This window comes from Methylobacterium sp. UNCCL125 (assembly GCF_900116795.1).
Classification (GTDB): domain Bacteria; phylum Pseudomonadota; class Alphaproteobacteria; order Rhizobiales; family Beijerinckiaceae; genus Methylobacterium; species Methylobacterium fujisawaense.
Genome location: NZ_FPBW01000004.1, coordinates 145,895 through 162,081, shown reverse-complemented (window position 1 = coordinate 162,081; position 16,187 = coordinate 145,895). Strand labels below are relative to the sequence as shown.

Annotated in this window: 16 protein-coding genes; 3 read left to right on the top strand and 13 right to left on the bottom strand. The window is 71.8% G+C overall.

The annotated features are described in order from the left end of the window. Positions 1–42 precede the first annotated feature (42 nt). Together BM396_RS04385 and BM396_RS33620 are read right to left on the bottom strand one after the other, a co-directional pair. Positions 43–843, bottom strand: a complete 801-nt coding sequence (locus tag BM396_RS04385) for a metal ABC transporter ATP-binding protein (RefSeq protein WP_043378579.1) — start codon at positions 841–843, stop codon at positions 43–45. Then, a complete protein-coding gene (locus BM396_RS33620) occupies positions 840–974 on the bottom strand; it encodes a hypothetical protein (RefSeq protein WP_280142386.1) in 135 nt (44 codons plus the stop codon). Before BM396_RS33620 ends, BM396_RS04385 begins: the two co-directional genes overlap by 4 nt. 124 nt (positions 975–1,098) lie before the next feature. On the opposite strand from BM396_RS33620, the gene BM396_RS04380 reads away from it, so the two are divergent. Continuing rightward, on the top strand, positions 1,099–1,584 hold the full coding sequence (locus tag BM396_RS04380; protein WP_043347562.1) for a Fur family transcriptional regulator: 486 nt from the start codon (positions 1,099–1,101) through the stop codon (positions 1,582–1,584). Between the two features lie 112 nt (positions 1,585–1,696). Here the strand turns inward: BM396_RS04380 and BM396_RS04375 are convergent, their stop codons facing one another. Continuing rightward, the gene (locus BM396_RS04375; protein ID WP_043378576.1) at positions 1,697–3,202 is read right to left on the bottom strand and encodes an undecaprenyl-phosphate glucose phosphotransferase; all 1,506 of its coding nucleotides are present in this window, start codon (positions 3,200–3,202) and stop codon (positions 1,697–1,699) included. Positions 3,203–3,536: 334 nt separating this feature from the next. Further along, positions 3,537–3,881, bottom strand: a complete 345-nt coding sequence (locus tag BM396_RS04370) for a heme-degrading protein HmuQ (protein ID WP_043378573.1) — start codon at positions 3,879–3,881, stop codon at positions 3,537–3,539. 383 nt (positions 3,882–4,264) lie between these two features. Here BM396_RS04370 and BM396_RS04365 point away from each other — a divergent pair, with 383 nt between their 5' ends. Beyond that, positions 4,265–4,672, top strand: coding sequence for a helix-turn-helix domain-containing protein (locus BM396_RS04365; RefSeq protein ID WP_043345276.1), 408 nt, complete (start codon positions 4,265–4,267; stop codon positions 4,670–4,672). Positions 4,673–4,729: 57 nt separating this feature from the next. Here BM396_RS04365 and BM396_RS04360 read toward each other — a convergent pair whose 3' ends face one another. From BM396_RS04360 to BM396_RS04345, 4 genes are read right to left on the bottom strand one after another with little or no spacing between them, the layout of a single operon-like run. Further along, a complete protein-coding gene (locus BM396_RS04360; RefSeq protein ID WP_043378570.1) occupies positions 4,730–6,049 on the bottom strand; it encodes a cobyrinic acid a,c-diamide synthase CobB in 1,320 nt (439 codons plus the stop codon). Next, positions 6,046–6,822 carry a precorrin-4 C(11)-methyltransferase gene (gene cobM, locus BM396_RS04355; protein WP_043378566.1) on the bottom strand — a complete coding sequence of 259 codons (777 nt, stop codon included), beginning with the start codon at positions 6,820–6,822 and terminating at the stop codon, positions 6,046–6,048. Before cobM ends, BM396_RS04360 begins: the two co-directional genes overlap by 4 nt. Further along, a complete protein-coding gene (locus BM396_RS04350) occupies positions 6,819–7,241 on the bottom strand; it encodes a cobalamin biosynthesis protein (protein ID WP_043345283.1) in 423 nt (140 codons plus the stop codon). The genes cobM and BM396_RS04350 overlap by 4 nt, the downstream gene beginning before the upstream one ends. Further along, complete coding sequence (locus BM396_RS04345) at positions 7,220–8,455, bottom strand: bifunctional cobalt-precorrin-7 (C(5))-methyltransferase/cobalt-precorrin-6B (C(15))-methyltransferase (protein WP_043378974.1); 1,236 nt, start codon at positions 8,453–8,455, stop codon at positions 7,220–7,222. The genes BM396_RS04350 and BM396_RS04345 overlap by 22 nt, the downstream gene beginning before the upstream one ends. Positions 8,456–8,483: 28 nt before the next feature. Here BM396_RS04345 and BM396_RS04340 point away from each other — a divergent pair, with 28 nt between their 5' ends. Beyond that, a complete protein-coding gene (locus BM396_RS04340; protein WP_244538801.1) occupies positions 8,484–9,251 on the top strand; it encodes a cobalt-precorrin-6A reductase in 768 nt (255 codons plus the stop codon). Here the strand turns inward: BM396_RS04340 and cobJ are convergent. The 5 genes from cobJ to cobN are packed head-to-tail and all read right to left on the bottom strand — an operon-like array spanning position 9,218 to position 16,173. Then, on the bottom strand, positions 9,218–9,979 hold the full coding sequence (gene cobJ, locus BM396_RS04335; protein ID WP_043345289.1) for a precorrin-3B C(17)-methyltransferase: 762 nt from the start codon (positions 9,977–9,979) through the stop codon (positions 9,218–9,220). The genes BM396_RS04340 and cobJ overlap by 34 nt on opposite strands. Then, complete coding sequence (locus BM396_RS04330) at positions 9,976–10,755, bottom strand: precorrin-2 C(20)-methyltransferase (protein ID WP_043378562.1); 780 nt, start codon at positions 10,753–10,755, stop codon at positions 9,976–9,978. The genes cobJ and BM396_RS04330 overlap by 4 nt, the downstream gene beginning before the upstream one ends. Then, positions 10,755–11,447 carry a precorrin-8X methylmutase gene (locus tag BM396_RS04325; protein ID WP_280142384.1) on the bottom strand — a complete coding sequence of 231 codons (693 nt, stop codon included), beginning with the start codon at positions 11,445–11,447 and terminating at the stop codon, positions 10,755–10,757. The genes BM396_RS04330 and BM396_RS04325 overlap by 1 nt, the downstream gene beginning before the upstream one ends. Beyond that, positions 11,444–12,784, bottom strand: a complete 1,341-nt coding sequence (cobG, locus tag BM396_RS04320) for a precorrin-3B synthase (protein ID WP_043378559.1) — start codon at positions 12,782–12,784, stop codon at positions 11,444–11,446. The genes BM396_RS04325 and cobG overlap by 4 nt, the downstream gene beginning before the upstream one ends. After that, on the bottom strand, positions 12,781–16,173 hold the full coding sequence (cobN, locus tag BM396_RS04315; RefSeq protein ID WP_043378557.1) for a cobaltochelatase subunit CobN: 3,393 nt from the start codon (positions 16,171–16,173) through the stop codon (positions 12,781–12,783). The genes cobG and cobN overlap by 4 nt, the downstream gene beginning before the upstream one ends. Positions 16,174–16,187: the final 14 nt, after the last annotated feature.

Here is a 16,187-nt window from a genome sequence, read left to right as displayed (position 1 = left end):
CGAATTCGACGAACGGCGCAAACAGAGACCCGAACGGATCGGTCACGCGGCGTCCTCGTGATGGTGATGCGCAGCTCGGCCGTGATCGTGCGCCGGCTCCGCGGGCTTCCGCGGTCCTTCACAGATCGCCGCGCCCTCGTCCCAGGCCTCGGACAGGTTGCGGGCGCGGGCCAGATTCTCGGCGGTCAGGACCCGCGCGGTCGGCCCCCAGGCCACGGGCTCCCGGGCGAGCAGCAGCGTCGTCGGGAAATGCGCGCGGACCTGCGCGAGGTCGTGCAGGGCGGCGATCACGGTCCGCCCCTCCTTGTGCCAGGTCGCAATCAGCACCAGCAGATCGTCGACCGTCCGCGCATCGATCCCGGTGAACGGCTCGTCGAGGAGCACGACGGGGCAATCCTGCAGGATCAGCCGGGCGAACAGCGCGCGCCGGAACTGACCACCCGACAGGGTACCGATCGGCCGCGCCGCGAAGCCCTCGAGACCGACCGCCGCCAGCGCGGCCTCGATGGCCGGCCGCCGCCGGACGAGGCTGCGCCACGCCCCCGCCTGCCGCCAGAGACCCATCCCGGCGAGATCCATGACGGTGAGCGGAAAGCTCCGGTCGATCTCGTCCGCCTGCGGCATGTAGGCCAGGGCGCCCGCACGTTCGATGCGGCCGTCGAGGCAGCGTATCTCTCCGGCCATGCCTTTCAGCAGCGTCGACTTGCCGGCGCCGTTCGGTCCGACCAGCGCGAGCAGGTCGCCCGCTCGCACGGTCCCGTCGAGGTGGTGGACCGCTGGATGCCGGTCGTAACCGAGGGTGAGGCCGACGAGGCGGATCGGATCCGGATTCCGGCCGCTCATGCCGAAAGCGCCCAGGCGATGGTCAGCCAGACCAGCGCCGCGAGCGTCGCGGCGAGCGCCAGCCGCAGGCCGATCCCGCTCTGGAACAGCGATCGTCGGGCCGCGCGTCTCAGGCTGGGAATGGTCGGCAAGGAATCCTCGTCGCGCACTGACACCGGCGCGGGCACCACGCGGAGCTACTGGTGCGGTCCTGGGCCGCGGTGATACACTGTAACAAACCCGCGGGACAACCTGCGGATCATGTTTGGAGCAATCATGCACCGTCACGAGGGTCACGACGCGTGCCACGCCGGCACCGGTGACATTCTCGCGCGGGCCGAGGCCCTCTGTCGCGAGCGCGGTCTGCAGTTCACGCCCCTGCGCCGCGAGGTGCTGGAGGCCGTGGCCGAGGCCGGGAAGGCTCAGGGCGCCTACGACATCGCCGAGCGGCTGAGCGCGCCGGGCAAGCGTGTGGCCCCGGTCTCGGTCTACCGCGCCCTCGATTTCCTGATGGATCAGGGGCTGGTCCATCGGATCGCGAGCCGCAACGCCTTCATCCCCTGCGCGCACGGCCACGCGCCCGGGGAGGGGGTGATTTTTCTGATCTGCCGGACCTGCGGCGGCGTCGACGAGGCCTCGTCGGAGGAGGTCGAGGGCAGCCTCGGGCGCACTCTGGAGCGGGCCGGATTCACGCCGACCCACAGCATCCTGGAGGTCGAGGGCGATTGCGGCACCTGTCGTCAGCGGAAGCTGGCACCCTGAGCCGCGAGACCGACTTGCCTGATCCATCCCGTCCGCGCTGACGGAGGGGAGCAATCCAGGGGCGTGCCACGCCTGCGGGCATGGCGCCTCCCGACCGCCTCGCGCCCGCGCCTTAGAACGCGTTCTGGTATGCGCGGCGCGAAATCACCGTCTGGATCATGATCTGGATATCGAACCAGATCGACCAGTTGTCGATGTAGTGCAGGTCGCAGGCGACGCGCTGCTCCATGGCGAGGTCGGTCTGGGTCTCCCCCCGGTAGCCGTTGACCTGAGCCCAACCCGTGATCCCAGGCTTCACGTTGTGGCGGCGTGCATACAGGGCGATCCGCCGCTCGAAGCTCCGGTCGTGGGCCAGCGCATGCGGGCGGGGACCCACCAGCGACATCTCCCCGCGCAGGACGTTGATCAGCTGGGGCAGCTCGTCGAGATTGGTCCGGCGCAGGATCGCGCCGACCCGGGTGATCCGACTGTCGTTGCGGGTCGCCTGCCGGAAGGCGGCATTCGCATCCGTGCGCATCGACCGGAACTTGAAGACGCCGAACGGCTGCTGATTGAAACCGTAGCGCTTCTGCCGGAAGAAAACCGGGCCGGGGCTGTCGAGCTTGATCGCAACGGCGATGGCCGCCAGCAGCGGGGACAGCGACACCAGGGCGATGGTCGCCAAGGTCAGATCGAGGAGGCGCTTCAGCATCACCTCGCCCAGATTGAGCGGCCGACGACCGATATTGATCCCCGAGACTCCGCCGACCCGGGCGACCTGCAGATCGGGAAAGCGATCGAGGACGGCGCCGGGGCGCAGATGCAGGGCCGAGGGCACCCGCAGGAACGCGTCGATGCACCGCTCGACCTCCGCGGTGTCGGCCCACGGCACGAGCACGAAGACGTCGTCCGGCCGGAGGAATCGCACCACCGAGACCGCGAGGTCGAGATCCTCCTGCAGCTGGTCGTATCGGGTGGCCACGTCGGCGCCGGGATCGACCCGTCGCAGGTAGCTGGTCCCGATGATCCGCGAGCCGAGATGATCGGCTTCCTTGCCGGCGTAGAAGCGCGCGATGTCCTCCTCGTAGCCGACGAGGTGGATCCGGCTGGCCGTGGCCGAGCCGGCACTGAGCCGCGCCCGCACGAGGCGCCGCACCGATGCCCGGGCCGCGATCAGGACCGGAAGGCCCACGGCGAACGTCCCGAACGAGATCAGGCGCGAATAATCGTTGGTCGTCTTGGTCATGAAGCTCACGACCAGCACGGCGGCCCAGGCGACCAGCCAGAGGGAGGCCACGCGTTGAACGCCCGGCTTCTGCGCCATGACGTTCTCGAGGCTGTACTCCTCGCGCAGGACGTTCGCGGCGATGATCACCAGTCCCAGCAGCGCCGACAGGCGCAGGCCGCGAACGCTGCTCGCCCAGAATGCGCTGTCCTGGGCGAGGGCGTGGTAGGCGAACTCGACGCCCAGGGCCACCATCACGATCGCCACGAGATCGGTCGCGGCGAGCGTCGTCGACAGGGCGATCCGCGCCAGGGCACGACCGCGCCGGGGCAGCAGCGCCGACCATACGTTGCGTCGGCGCTCCGCCGAGGTGGGCAGCGCCTGAAACGTCTCCGGAAGCCGATCGTGAAACATCTGACCCGCAACGTCCCGTCTTAGTCGGACTCTGTACCAGTCTGAGACACGAAAGGTTTCGGCGCCGCCTGGTGACGGTGACGGAGCAAGCCGCGGGCCCGGCAGGTTCGCATTCGCTGTCACGGAGGGAGGCTGCGACCTAGAGCGCGCGCTCAGGCGTTGCAATACATGATTAATGCTGAGCGCCGGCATGACGCATGCGGCGGCCGCCAATGTTGGAGTTCGGCCGTCATCGCACGCGTCGTTTCAATTCAAGCGCGTTTCTTCGTCCGCAGTTTCAACCGGCCCTGCGCCCGCCCCGCATGCGGAACGGGCGAGGACTCTCGGTTGAGCCTTAGGACGTCGCCTCCGCCTCGGCGTCGGCGGGTCTGGCGACGGTCTGGATCGTCTCGAAACCCTCGAACTGGGGATGACCGAGATACAGGGGTTTGGTCGAAGGCACGCGACCGTGCGCCTTGCGGAACTGCTCGGATCGGGTCCAAGCTTCGAAATCCGCGTGCGACCGCCAGATCGTGTGCGAGGCGTACAGGACGTGGTCTTCGTGCTCGGGGCCGCGCAGGAGGTGGAATTCCACGAAGCCGGGCATCTCGCCGAGATGGCTGTCGCGGCCGAGCCAGACGGCCTCGAAGTCGGCCGTCGCGTCCTTGACGACCTTGAAGCGATTCATCGCGATGAACATGCGTCTCTCCTGCGCGCTACCAATCCTACAAGCATCGGCGGTCCTAAGGGGAACACCTGCGCGGCGACAAGGCGCACCACTTAAGCTGCCCAATCATCGCCATCGACATTTCCGCAACAATGTTGCAAAGATGTGTGTACTTAAACTAGAAGCTGTAACCTTTGACTTGCGAAGCTTGACAACTTGGTGTCCAACTGCGGTGCACGCCACCTGTGTCGGGATCAGGGCTATAGCCGCATGAGCGGCAGGGATGACCGGCCACACGGCGTGCACGACATGCGACTTAGGGGCGGGCGGTGAAGCGGCGCGATAGCGAGGCGAAAACACCGCATTCGCAGGAGGATGCATCCCACTCCATGGAGAAGGATTCCCCTGGGCAAACGATGCCGAAGCAGACCACCGACGTCGATCGTCTCGTCGGGATTCGCATCACAGCCCTGCGCAAGGCGCGGGGCATGAGCCAGACTGCTCTCGGCAATGCGGTTGGGGTGACCTTTCAGCAGGTCCAGAAATACGAGAAGGGGCAGAACCGGGTCGGCGCCGGCCGGTTGCGGGAGATCGCGCGCCTTCTCGAAGTTCCGGTTTCCGCGTTCTTCGAGGAGACTGAGCCCCGCGAGAACGCCCAGGAGGACGTGTTCGGCTTCCTCAGCGCCCACGGCGCCATCGAGCTTCTGCGCGCCTACGCCCAGATCGAGGATGAGCAGATGCGCCGCGATGTGCTGGCGCTGGTCCGCAGCGCCGCGCGCCTCGCGCAGAACCGCACGGCGGCGCCGGCGGCGGATCCGGCCTGACAGGCGGGCTGGCGGGCCTCGCCCGGCGCCCCGGAGGCGGCTGCATCCGGGGCGGTTTCAGGGTGCGTCAGACGCGATCAGGTGGAAGAAGCTGCCGGTGACGGGGCCGACCCGATGTCCGGCAAACCCCAGGTCCACACCCTCCGCATCCGAAACGCGGGCGAGCGCTGATGCCTCCGGTGCGATCGGCGAGAGCTCGGTGGCGTAGTGGAACTCGTGGCCGATGAGGCGCGCCCCGTCTTCTCCGAGCATGCCGGATCCGCAGAGCCGCGCGACGCGATAGCCGAGATGCAACTTGCGGCGGTGATAGGACGTCGCCACCGGGAGGAGGCCCGCCATGGGATGGGTGGTGCCGTCGGCGTCCTGAAGCGTCTGCCCGAGGACCATGTAGCCGCCGCACTCTCCGTGGACGGGGCGTGTCCTGGCGAAGTCGCGCAGCCCGTCCAGGAAACGGGTGGCGACGGCGATCCGGCCCGCATGGAGTTCGGGATAGCCCCCCGGCAGCCAGCAGACGTCGCAATCCTCCGGTGGGCCTTCGTCGGCGAGGGGTGAGAAGGGGATGAGTTCGGCACCGGCCAACCGCCAGCCGGTCGCGAGATGCGGATAGAGGAAGCTGAACGCCGCGTCCCGAGCGACCGCCACGCGTTGTCCGGGCGGCCGCGGCAGCCGGCCGCCGGAGGCCGGCACGGTGCCGCCCGCACTGGCCGTGACGGCGTCGAGGTCGATACCGGCTTCCGCGAGGTCGGCCAGCCGGTCGAGGCGGGCGGTGAGATCCGCGGTCTCGCCGGCCTGGACGAGCCCGAGATGGCGTTCGGGCAGGACCAGCTGCGCGTCGCGCATCAGGGCGCCGAGCACCGGCAATCCAGCGCGCTCCATGCCGGCTTCGACGAGGCGACGATGGCGGTCGCTCGCCACCTTGTTGAGGATGACCCCGGCGATCCGCACGCGGGGATCGTAGAGCGTGCAGCCCAGCGCTACGGCAGCCGCCGATTGCGCCGCGCCCGACACGTCCACCACGAGCACGACCGGCCAGCCGTAGCGCGCCGCGATGTCGGCATTCGCCCCGGTCCGGTTCTCGGCTGCCCGGACGCCGTCGAACAGGCCCATGGAGCCCTCGGCGATCACCAGATCCGCCGCCGCCGCCGTCTCGCCCGCGAGCGTGTCGAGGAGGGGCGTCGCCATGGCGAAGCTGTCGAGGTTGAAGCTCGGATGGCCGGTGGCGGCTTGGTGAAAGGCCGGGTCGATGTAGTCCGGACCGCATTTCGCGCCGCGGACCCGCAGGCCGCGCCGGGTGAGGGCGCGCATCAGGGCGAGGGTCACGGTCGTCTTGCCGGAGCTGGAGCGCGGCGCCGCGACGAGGAGGCCGGGGGCGCTCACGACGGCTGGCCCACGGTGCCGCCGGGCCGGTATCGCCGGTCGTAATCGGGCGCGTAGAGCGCGCTCTCGCGGAAACCCGCGGCGCTGAGGGCGGGCCCAACCAGGATCAGGGCGGTGCGCTCCAGGCCGGCCGCCGCGACGAGGCCGGGCAACGTAGCGAGATCGCCGACCAGCGCCCGCTCGTCGGGCCAGGAGGCCCGGAACACAGCCGCCGCTGGGCAGGACGGCCCGTAGAACGGGATCAGTTCCGCGGCGACCGCCTCGACCGCATGAATCGACAGGTGGATCGCCAGGGTCGCCCCGGTGGCCGCATAGGCCGACAGGGTTTCCCCCTCGGGCATGGCACTCGCGCGGCCTGAGGTCCGGGTCAGGACCACGGTCTGCGCCACGCCGGGGACCGTCAATTCGCGGCGCAGCAGGGCGGCTGCGGCAGCGAAGGCCGGGACGCCCGGCGTAACCGTGTAGGGAATCGCCAGCGCGTCGAGCCGGCGCATCTGCTCTGCCAGCGCGCTCCAGATCGACAGGTCCCCGGAATGGAGGCGTGCCACGTCCTGTCCGGCCGTGTGCGCCGTCCGGATCTCCGCCATGATGGCGTCGAGGTCGAGGGGGGCCGTGTCGACGATCCGGGCGCCGGGCGGACACCAGCCCAGGATCTCGGGGGCCACGAGCGATCCGGCGTAGAGGCAAACGGGACAGGCCGCGATGCGGTCGCGCCCGCGCACCGTGATCAGGTCGGCCGCGCCGGGTCCGGCGCCGATGAAATGAACGGTCATGTGTCCCGTGTCGTGTCGCATCGGACGGCCAGGGCGCAAGTGGCGCCGGCGCTCGTGATCCGCGGCAGGGCGAGGCGGCTCTGCGGCCCGGCGCCGGCCAGGGCCGTCGCCTCGGCCAGCGAGCCGACGCCGCGCAGCTGTTCGATCCGCGCCGAGCGGGTGACGATCTCGGCGTCGCGCGCCTGCAGCGCGGCGGCTGCCACGGGCTGGGGCGACAGGCCGAACCGTGCCGTCGCCGCGCGGATCGCCGGCTCTGCGGCCCGGTCGGCCGCCGTGGCGACGGCCGTCAGGCTCGACCGGTCGGCACCGAGCGCCGCGAGCGCGCGCTCGATCAGCGCCGCGATCTCGTCGGCGTCGGTCCCCCGACGGAAGCCGATCCCGGCGACCAGCAATCCGGTCACGGCTTGGTCCAGGCCCATTGGGTCACCGGCATGGCGGTGCGCCAGCCATGCATCCCGCCGACCGGGCTCGCCCGCTCGACACCGTAGCGACGCAGGCTTCCGCCCTGCGCCGCGAAGGCCGCGAGCAGCGCGGCCTCGCCTTCGAGGGTGACGGCATTGGCCACGCAGCGACCACCGCTCCGGAGGGCCGCAAGCACCGCTGGCAGGACCCCGAGCTCGGAGACGCCGCCACCGATGAAGACCGCATCCGGCGTCGGCAGGCCCTCGAGTGCCCCGGGGGCGGTGCCGACGACGACGGAGAGGTCCGGCGTCCCCAGGGCGACGGCGTTGCGACGGATGCGCTCGGCCCGGTCCGGGCGTCCCTCGATCGCCGTGGCGCGCAGGCTCCAGTGACGGAGCATCCACTCGATCGCGATCGAGCCTGCGCCGGCGCCGACATCCCAGAGATGCAGGCCCGGATGCGGACGGAGCGCCGATAGGGTCAGAGCCCGGATCTCGGCCTTGGTGAGCTGGCCGTCATTCTCGAACAGGCCGTCGTCGAGGCCCGGGGCGAGGGGAAGGGCGTGACCGGGCCCCGCCACCGCGATCGCCACCGTGTTCAGCGCGTCGATGTCGGCGCGGTCGAACGCGTCCGCGCGGGTCGTACCGACCCGTTCATTCGGGCCGCCCATCGCTTCCAGCACCGTCAGCGTCGACGCGCCGAAGCCCCGCGCGCAAAGCAATGCGGCGAGCGCGCCGGGGGTCGTGCCGTCCCAGGACAGCACGAGCACCCGCGCCCCCGGCTGGAGATGCGGCACGATCCGGGTCAGCGCGCGGCCATGGAGCGTGACCAGCGCGCATTCGGCCAGCGGCCAGCCGAGCCGCGCACAGGCGAGGCTGAAGGCCGAGGGCTGCGGGAAGGCGCGGATCTCGGCCGCCGGCACCATCCGGGCGATCTCGGCGCCGATGCCATAGTGGAAGGGGTCGCCGGTGGCGAGGAGGCAGGTCGGCTGCCCCCGCCGCGCGAGAATCTCCGGATAAGCCTCGTGGATCGGGCTCGGCCAAGACCGCGTATCCGCATCGAGCGGACCCGCGAGGGCGAGATGGCGTCGGCCGCCATAGACCACGCGGGCGGCATCGAGCGCGGCGGCGGCGGCCGGCGTCAATCCGGCCCGCCCGTCCTCGCCGATGCCGACGATCGACAGCCAGGGTGAGCTCGACAGCGCCTCAGGGCTCATGGACAAGGCGTCCATGGACACGGCGTTCCCGACGAGCGGCACGATGCGGATTCTGATCCTCGGCGGGACCGGCGAGGCGAGCGCCCTGGTCCGGTCGCTCGCTGGTCGGGCGGATCTGTCCGTGACGCTCTCGCTGGCCGGCCGGACGGCCGCGCCGAAGCCCGAGCCCGTGCCGACCCGGATCGGCGGATTCGGCGGGATCGAGGGCCTCGCCGACTACCTGAAAGCCGACGCAATCGATTGCCTGATCGACGCGACCCATCCCTTCGCCGCGACGATGTCGCACCATGCGGCGTGCGCAGCCGCCCTGACGGCGGTGCCGATCCTCGCGATCCGTAGATCCGCCTGGACGCGCGAGCCCGGCGACCTCTGGATCGAGGTCGACCGGATGGATGAGGCGGTCGCCGCCCTCGGATCCGCGCCGCGGCGCGTGTTCCTGACGATCGGCCGGCAGGAGGCCGGGGTCTTCGCGGCGGCCCCCCAACACACCTATCTGGCGCGCACGGTCGAGCCGTTGGGCGGGATCCTGCCGGTGCCGCACCTCACCGCCCTGGAAGCCCGCGGGCCCTTCGATGTCGCGTCGGAGGCTGCGCTCATGCGCACGAGCGGCATCGAGATTCTCGTCAGCAAGAATGCCGGCGGGGCGGCGACCTACGGCAAGATCGCGGCGGCGCGCACCCTCGGAATCCCCGTCGTCATGGTGCGCCGGCCGGGCAAGCCCGACGTGCCGAGCGTCCCGGACGCTGCGGGCGCCCTCCGCTGGCTGGAGGCGGGCGATCACGCCGGTTCCTCAACCTTGCGGGCCGTGTAGACGAAGGGTGTCCGGCCGGCGCGCGGGATCAGCCGCGTCGTCGAGGCGCCCAGGATGACCATCGTGGCCATGTCGGCCGGCACGTCGCGCGCCTCGGCGAGGGTCGCGACCCGGATCGCCTCGTCCGGCCGGCTGATGGCGCGGGCGAACATCACAGGCGTGTGGGGCGCGCGGATCCCGGACGCGATCTCCAGAGCCGCCCCGAGCTGCCAGGGCCTGGCGGCGGAGATCGGATTGTAGAGCGCGATCACGAAGTCGGCGCGCAGCACCGCCTCCAGCCGCGCGGTCACCACCGGCCAGGGCTTCAGGTTGTCCGAGAGGGACAGCGCGCAGAAATCGCCGCCGAGGGGCGCGCCGAGCCGGGCAGCGGCGGCCAGCATGGCGGTGACGCCCGGCTCCACGGTGATCGCGAGGTCGCGCCAGTCAGGCTCGCCCTGCTCCACCGCCTCGAACACCGCCGCCGCCATGGCGAAGACCCCCGGATCGCCGCCGGAGACGACCGCGACCCGTCGTCCGGAGGCGGCGAGCTGCAGCGCGTGGCGCGCCCGGTCGACCTCCACCCGATTGTCGCTGGCATGCCGGACCAGGCCGGGTCGCTCGGGCACACGGGCGACATAGGGGAAGTAGCCGACGACATCCTCCGCCGCATCCAGCGCCCGGCGGGCGGACTCGGTCAGCAACGCGGCGTCGCCCGGGCCGAGGCCGACGACGGCAAGGCTTCCGCTCACGGCCGCCGTCCCTCTCCGGGCAGAAGGACCATGGAGAAGTAGGGTGCGTCGTCGTCGGCCTTGTCGGCCAGCATCACCACCCGCTCGCCCGCCATGGTGCCGCGCTCCACATAGACCGCACGGGCGAGCAGCCCGGCGGCCGACAGAGCGGCGCGCACCTTCGGCAGATGGCGCCCAAGCTTCATCACGACGGCGGCGTCGGTGCCGCGCAGGCGCTCCGTCAGGGCCTCGAGCGAGAGGGTCGCCGGCAGGACGGTGAGGACGTCGTCGCCCCAGGTGATCGGCGTGCCGGCCCGAGTCCAGCAACCCGACATCCCGGTGACGCCCGGAATCACCTCCACGGGGAAGCGGTCCTTCAGGCGCCGCCACAGGTGCATGAACGAGCCGTAGAAGAACGGGTCGCCCTCCGACAGGATCGCGACGTCGCGCCCGGCGCCGAGGTGGTCGGCGAGTTTTCCGGCTGCCTCGTCGTAGAAGCTCGCCAGCGCGGTGACGTATTCCGGATGCTCGGGGTGAATCTCGGTGGTGTAGGGATAGGCCAGTGCCATCTCGCGGGCCGGATCGCGCAGGATCGCGTCCGCGATGGTGCGGGCGTTGCCCCGCCGGCCGCGCTTGCAGAAATGCACCAGCACCGGCGCGCGCATCAGGATGCGCTGCGCCTTCACGGTCAGCAGATCCGGATCGCCCGGGCCCATGCCGACCCCGTAGAGCGTTCCCGTCATCGCCGCCGCGGACAGCTCCTCGGTCGGGCCGTCGAGGCGTTCGAAACCGTCCATCACTCGACCTCGCTGGCGAGCGCGTTGATAGCGGCGGCCGTCATGGCGCTGCCGCCGCGCCGCCCGTGCACGACCACGAACGGCACGCGGCCGTCCCGGGCCAGCGCCTCCTTCGATTCGGCCGCGCCGACGAAACCCACCGGGATGCCGATCACCGCGGCCGGAGGTGCGACGCCGGCGTCGAGCAGCTCCAGAAGGCGGAACAGGGCGGTCGGCGCGTTGCCCACCGCCACGACGCTGCCCGGCAGGCGTTCGCGCCACAGCTCCATGGCGGCTGCGGACCGCGTTGTGCCGAGGCTCCGGGCGAGCTCCGGCACGCGGGGATCGCCGAGCGTGCAGACCACGTCGTTATCCGCGGGCAGCCGTGCCCGGGTGACGCCGTCGGCGACCATGCGGACATCGCACAGGATCGGCGCGCCGGCCTTCAGGGCCGCGACGCCCGCTTCCGCGAAGCCCGGCGACATCTCCACGTCGGTCGGCAGGTCGGTCATCCCGCAGGCGTGGATCATGCGCACGACGACGCGCTCGGCGGCGCCCGACCAGCGTCCGAGATCCGCCTCGGCGCGGATCATCGCGAAGGAGCGCGCGTAGATCGCGCTGCCGTCGCGGATATACTCATAGCGGGACGGGGATTCGTGGGCCGCGGCCGGCTCCGATCCTGTCTGGCGCAGGGCGTTCTGGCTCGCGCTCATGCCGGTCTCCTGGTCCTCCCGCTGTCCGTCCAGGTCGTCTCCGGCGCGAAGGCGGCGGACAGCCCGACGATCTTGGCTCTTCCTAACCGCTCCAGCACGGCCTCGATAGGGAGATGCATCGCCGGCTCATCGGCGGGGGCACCGCCGATCACCACGCCGTACAGACCATCGCGACCGACGAGGGTCAGGTCGGCCGGGCCCGGTCGGGCGCATCCCTTGGCGCATCCCGAGACGTGCGCGGCGCGGCCCGACGCCGCCAGGGGAGCGAACGCCGCCGCGAGGCGCGCCGCATCGGTGAGGGTCCGGGTCGACCCGGAGGCGCAGCCCGGGGCACCCGTGCAGGCATCGATCGCCCGCCACGGGTCGTCGGCGGCAACGATGAAGTCTACCGACAGGGCCTCTCGCACCGCCGCTGCCGGGACGTCCGGGGCGGCCAGGAGCATGAAGCCGCGGGTCGGCGACAGTCGAAGCTCGTCCGCGCCGAGCGTGACCGCGGCATCCGCGAGCCGGTCGAGGGCGTCGGCCGTACAGCGACCGAAGGGCGCATCGATGGCGAGGATCTGAAGGTCCTGTCCGCCTCGTGGCTGCCGGGCTTGTCCGGGCCATACGCTCCCGCCTCCGCGCGCTGCGACGTGTGGTCGCTTTCCGCTCCGCAGCGCCTCCGTCAGCGTCGCCCTTTCGTCTTCCGACAGATCGCGCATCCGGCGCCGGCCGGTCCGCGCGAAGGCGGTGAGCACGGCGGCCACCACGTCGGGCGCTTCCCGTTCCCCGCAGGTCAGAAGATCCTGCCGCCCCTCGCCGCAAGCGATCGTGATCGCAACGCGGCCGGGTGCGTCAGCGATCACGGCGCAATCGGCCTCCGCGGTCGCCCGATCGACGCGTCCCTCGATCACGACCAGGGTCTTGGCCGGCAGGCCGGGAATCGTCAGCCCCGCCGCTTCGACGGCACGGGCCAGTCCCGGCACGTCGATGGCCTCCTCCGGATCGCGGCCCGCCAGCGGGCTCGTGAGCGTCAAGCGCTGAGGCCCGCCATCGGCCCGCACGTCGCCGAGGCCCTGGGCCGAGAGCCACGCGGCAAGGGAAGCCTGCGTCGCCTCGGTGACGCCCCGGATCTGGAGATTCGCCCGCGCGGTGAGATCCAGGTGCCCGTTCCCGAAGTGCCGGGCGCCCTCCGCCACGGCGCGGGCCTGACCGAGCGTCAGGACGCCCAGGGGCGGGTGTACCCGCGCCAGCAAGCCGTCGCCCGTGGGCATCGGCCGGGTCAGGCCGGGGCACCAGCCCCGACGGCTGGCTGCCTCGGGCAGCGTACGTCCATGCGGGCGCGGAGCGACGCTCATTCGGCGGCCTCGTGCAGCAAGGCGTCGGCCGGAAGAGCGTTGCGCCGGCTGTGCCAGAGTCCCCGGTCCCGGGCGGCGTCGAACCGTTCCAGGATCGCCCGGGTGGCCGCGGGGTTGGCGGCCCGCAGGCGCTCGAACACTTCGGTATCGGCGATCCAGGCGGCGTACAGCGTCTCGAAGCCGGCATCGGACACCGCATCGCTGGCGGCGGCGAGGACGAAAACCGCGTCGAGCCCCTGAGCCAGCTCCTGCGCGCCGCGATAGCCGTGACGGAGCTGGGCGGCGATCCAGCGGGGATCGGCGAGGCGGCCTCGGATCAGGCGGGCCGCGTCCTCCCGGGCGGTTCGGGCTTTCGGTCGCTCCGGCTGCGAGACATCGAGGCTGTAGAGCGCGGGGCTCGCCCCCTCCAGGGCAGCGGCGGCCGCGAAGCCGCCCATCGCGTCCACAGCGGCATCCCCGTCGAACAGATCGCGCTCGGCCACGTCGAAGGCGTGGAGATAGGCGTCGGCTCCCGCCACCCGAGCGGAGAAATCCGCATCCGGCGCCTCGCGGTCGCCATAGGCGTGCGTGCTGGCCGCAAGATAGGCGCGACCGAGATCGGCGCGGCCATCCCACGTGCCATCGAGGGCCGTTGCGGCGGTACCGGCGCCGTAGCGGCCCGGCGCAGCGCCGTAGACCCGCACGGCCGTCTCGCCCCGTCGGCGGGCCGCCGCCAGCGGGTTCTCGTCGTCGGCCTCGTCCCTGTCGGCTACGGCGCGGGTCGCCCGGTCGAGCAGCGCCAGGGTCTCCGGGAATGTGTCGCGGAACGCCCCGGAGACCCGCACGGTGACGTCGATCCGGGGCCGGTCGAGCATCGCCAGCGGAAGGATCTCGAAACCGGTGACGCGGGTGCTGGCATGGTCCCAGACCGGCCGCACGCCCATGAGGGCGAGGGCATGCGCCACATCCTCGCCGCCGGTGCGCAGCGTCGGCGAGGCCCAGAGATCCATGACGATCCGGGCCGGATAGGCACCCTCGTCCTGAAGGTAGCGGGTCACCACGGCGGCGGCGGCCCTCTCACCGAGGAGCGCGGCGGCGCGGCTCGGGATGGCCCGCGGGTCCAGGGTCGCGAGGTTGCGTCCGGTGGGGAGCACGTCGCTGCGCCCGCGGGACGGCGAGCCGGAGGGCCCCGGCCGGACGAATCGGGCGTCGAGGGCTGCGAGCAGCCCGGTCCGCTCGGAGGCGGCGCTTGCCAGCACCGCCTCCGCGGCCTCGCCCGGGGCTCGGGCGAAGACGTGGAGACCGTCGCGGAAGACGGTCTCGCCGAGGTCGCAGAGGTGCGCGTCCAGCCGGGTCAGCGCCTCGTCCATCGGCGTGTCCGGGCCGATGCCGGCGCCGTCCAGCAATCCGGCTGCCTCGGCCTCCTCGAGGATGGCGCGGGCCACCAGTTCGGCGCGGCGGGGATCGAGCACGCTCGCGGCGGCGTATTCCTCCACCAACTCGCGCAGGCGTGCGGCCTCCGGCTTCAACGCGTGGACGGCGACGTCCGGCGTCAGGTGACCGAGCGCGACGCCGCCGAGGCGCCGCTTGACCGGCGCGGCCTCGCCCGGATCATCGACGATGAAGGGATAGACCACCGGCAGGCCGCCGACGCACAGCGCCGGCAAGCAGGTGGGGGACAGGGCCACGGCTTTGCCGGGCAGCCACTCGGTTGTCCCGTGCGTACCGAGCTGCACCAGAACGTCGAAGTGCTGCTGCAGGCCGAGATGGAACGCCAGATAGGCATGGGTCGGAGCCCGGTCGAGGTCGTGATAGCCGGCCTTGCGATCAGGATCGCGCCCGCGGTCCGGTTGAAGGAAGACGGCGAGCCGACCGCGGTCACGGATCGCCTCGTCCCCGGTGCGATCCGGAGCGGCGCTCCGATCGGTTGCGGCCGTGCCCGTCAGCATCCGGAACCGGAAGGCGCCGTCGACGCAGGCCGGATCCGATTCGGCCTCGCCCCAGACGGCGGTGATCGAGGCGCGGGTCTCTTCGGGAAGGGTGTTCCACCAGGCTTGGTAGGCGGGGAGGGGCACGCGGAACGCGGCCGGACCCTCCGTGAGATCCGCCATCAGCGTGCCGGCTTCCGGAAGCGCCCCCGTCGCGTAGCCCGCTGCGGCGAGGTCGGCGGCGATGGCGCGGGCGCTCTCGGGCGTGTCGAGACCGACGGCGAAACCGGCGCGGCCGCCCCGGGCCGGATAGTCGGACAGGACCAGGGCCACGCGGCGCGCCGGCCGAGGCAGGGCGGCCAGCCGCAGCCATCCCGCGGCCCGGTCTGCCAGGGCGGCGATGCCTGCGGGGTAGGGCACGGCCCGCCGCTGGGTGAAGCCGGCGACCTCCGGGCTTTCCTCCTTGAAGGAGATCGGAAAGCCCGAGAGCCGGCCGTCGAATTCCGGCAGCGCGATCTGCATGGCGAGATCGGACGCGCCGAGGCCGCGGGCCGACGCCTCCCAGGCCGCGCGCGGTGACCCTACCGTGAAGGCCTGAATGACCGGGCAGCCGGCGCCGTCGAGAACGAAGTCGGTGCCGTCCTCACGCGCGGAGAACGCCGTGGCTGCGATGACGAGGTCGGGTCTGCGCGCCCGCACCGCATCGGCGACCGCCGCGGCGGCCTCGGGCTCCTTCAGGCTCGACACGACCATCGGCAGCGCCCCGATCCCGCGGGCGCGCAGGGCGGCTGAAAGTGCGACGAACGGCTCGGTGTCGCCGCCGAGCACGGCGGAGCGATAGATCAGCAGCAGGGCCAGCGGATGGGCGGGCGACGGCGCGCCGTCGAGCGGGGTCGCCGTTTCAGCCGCGGCAATGGCTGTTTCGAGGGGGAGAGCGCCGCAACCCGGACACCAGGGAAAGCCGCGGGGCAGGGGCTGCGGAGGCTCGACCGCCCCCTCGGCGCCTAGCCGGATGGCCAGGGATCGCAGCATGCGCCGGAGATTGCCGGGACCGCCGGCACGGAAATAGGCGTCGAGTTCCCCGGCGAGGGCGGGATCGGTGGAGAACGGCGCGAGACGGGGGTCCGGCCGGTCGTCGCCCGGCAGGACCGCGAGCACGACGCCGTGCGCCCGCGCGGTTTCGGCGCAGCGCTCGATCCCGTAGCGCCAGTAATCCAGTCCGCCCAGACAACGGATCACCACGACCTTGGCGTGCGCCACGACGCGTTCGACGTAGAGGTCGACCGACAGCGGATGCCGCAGTTTGGCGAGCTTCGCGAGCCGGAGACTCGGCAGACCGGGCTCTGCGGCGTGGGCCTGACCGACCGCCGCGAGGTCGCTGTCGGTGAACGACAGCACAACCAGATCGCCGGGCTCCTGCCCGAGATCCACCGCCGCCTCACCCTCGTCGAGCGAGACGGTATCGATGCGCACGAGATGCATCGACGGCCCCTAAA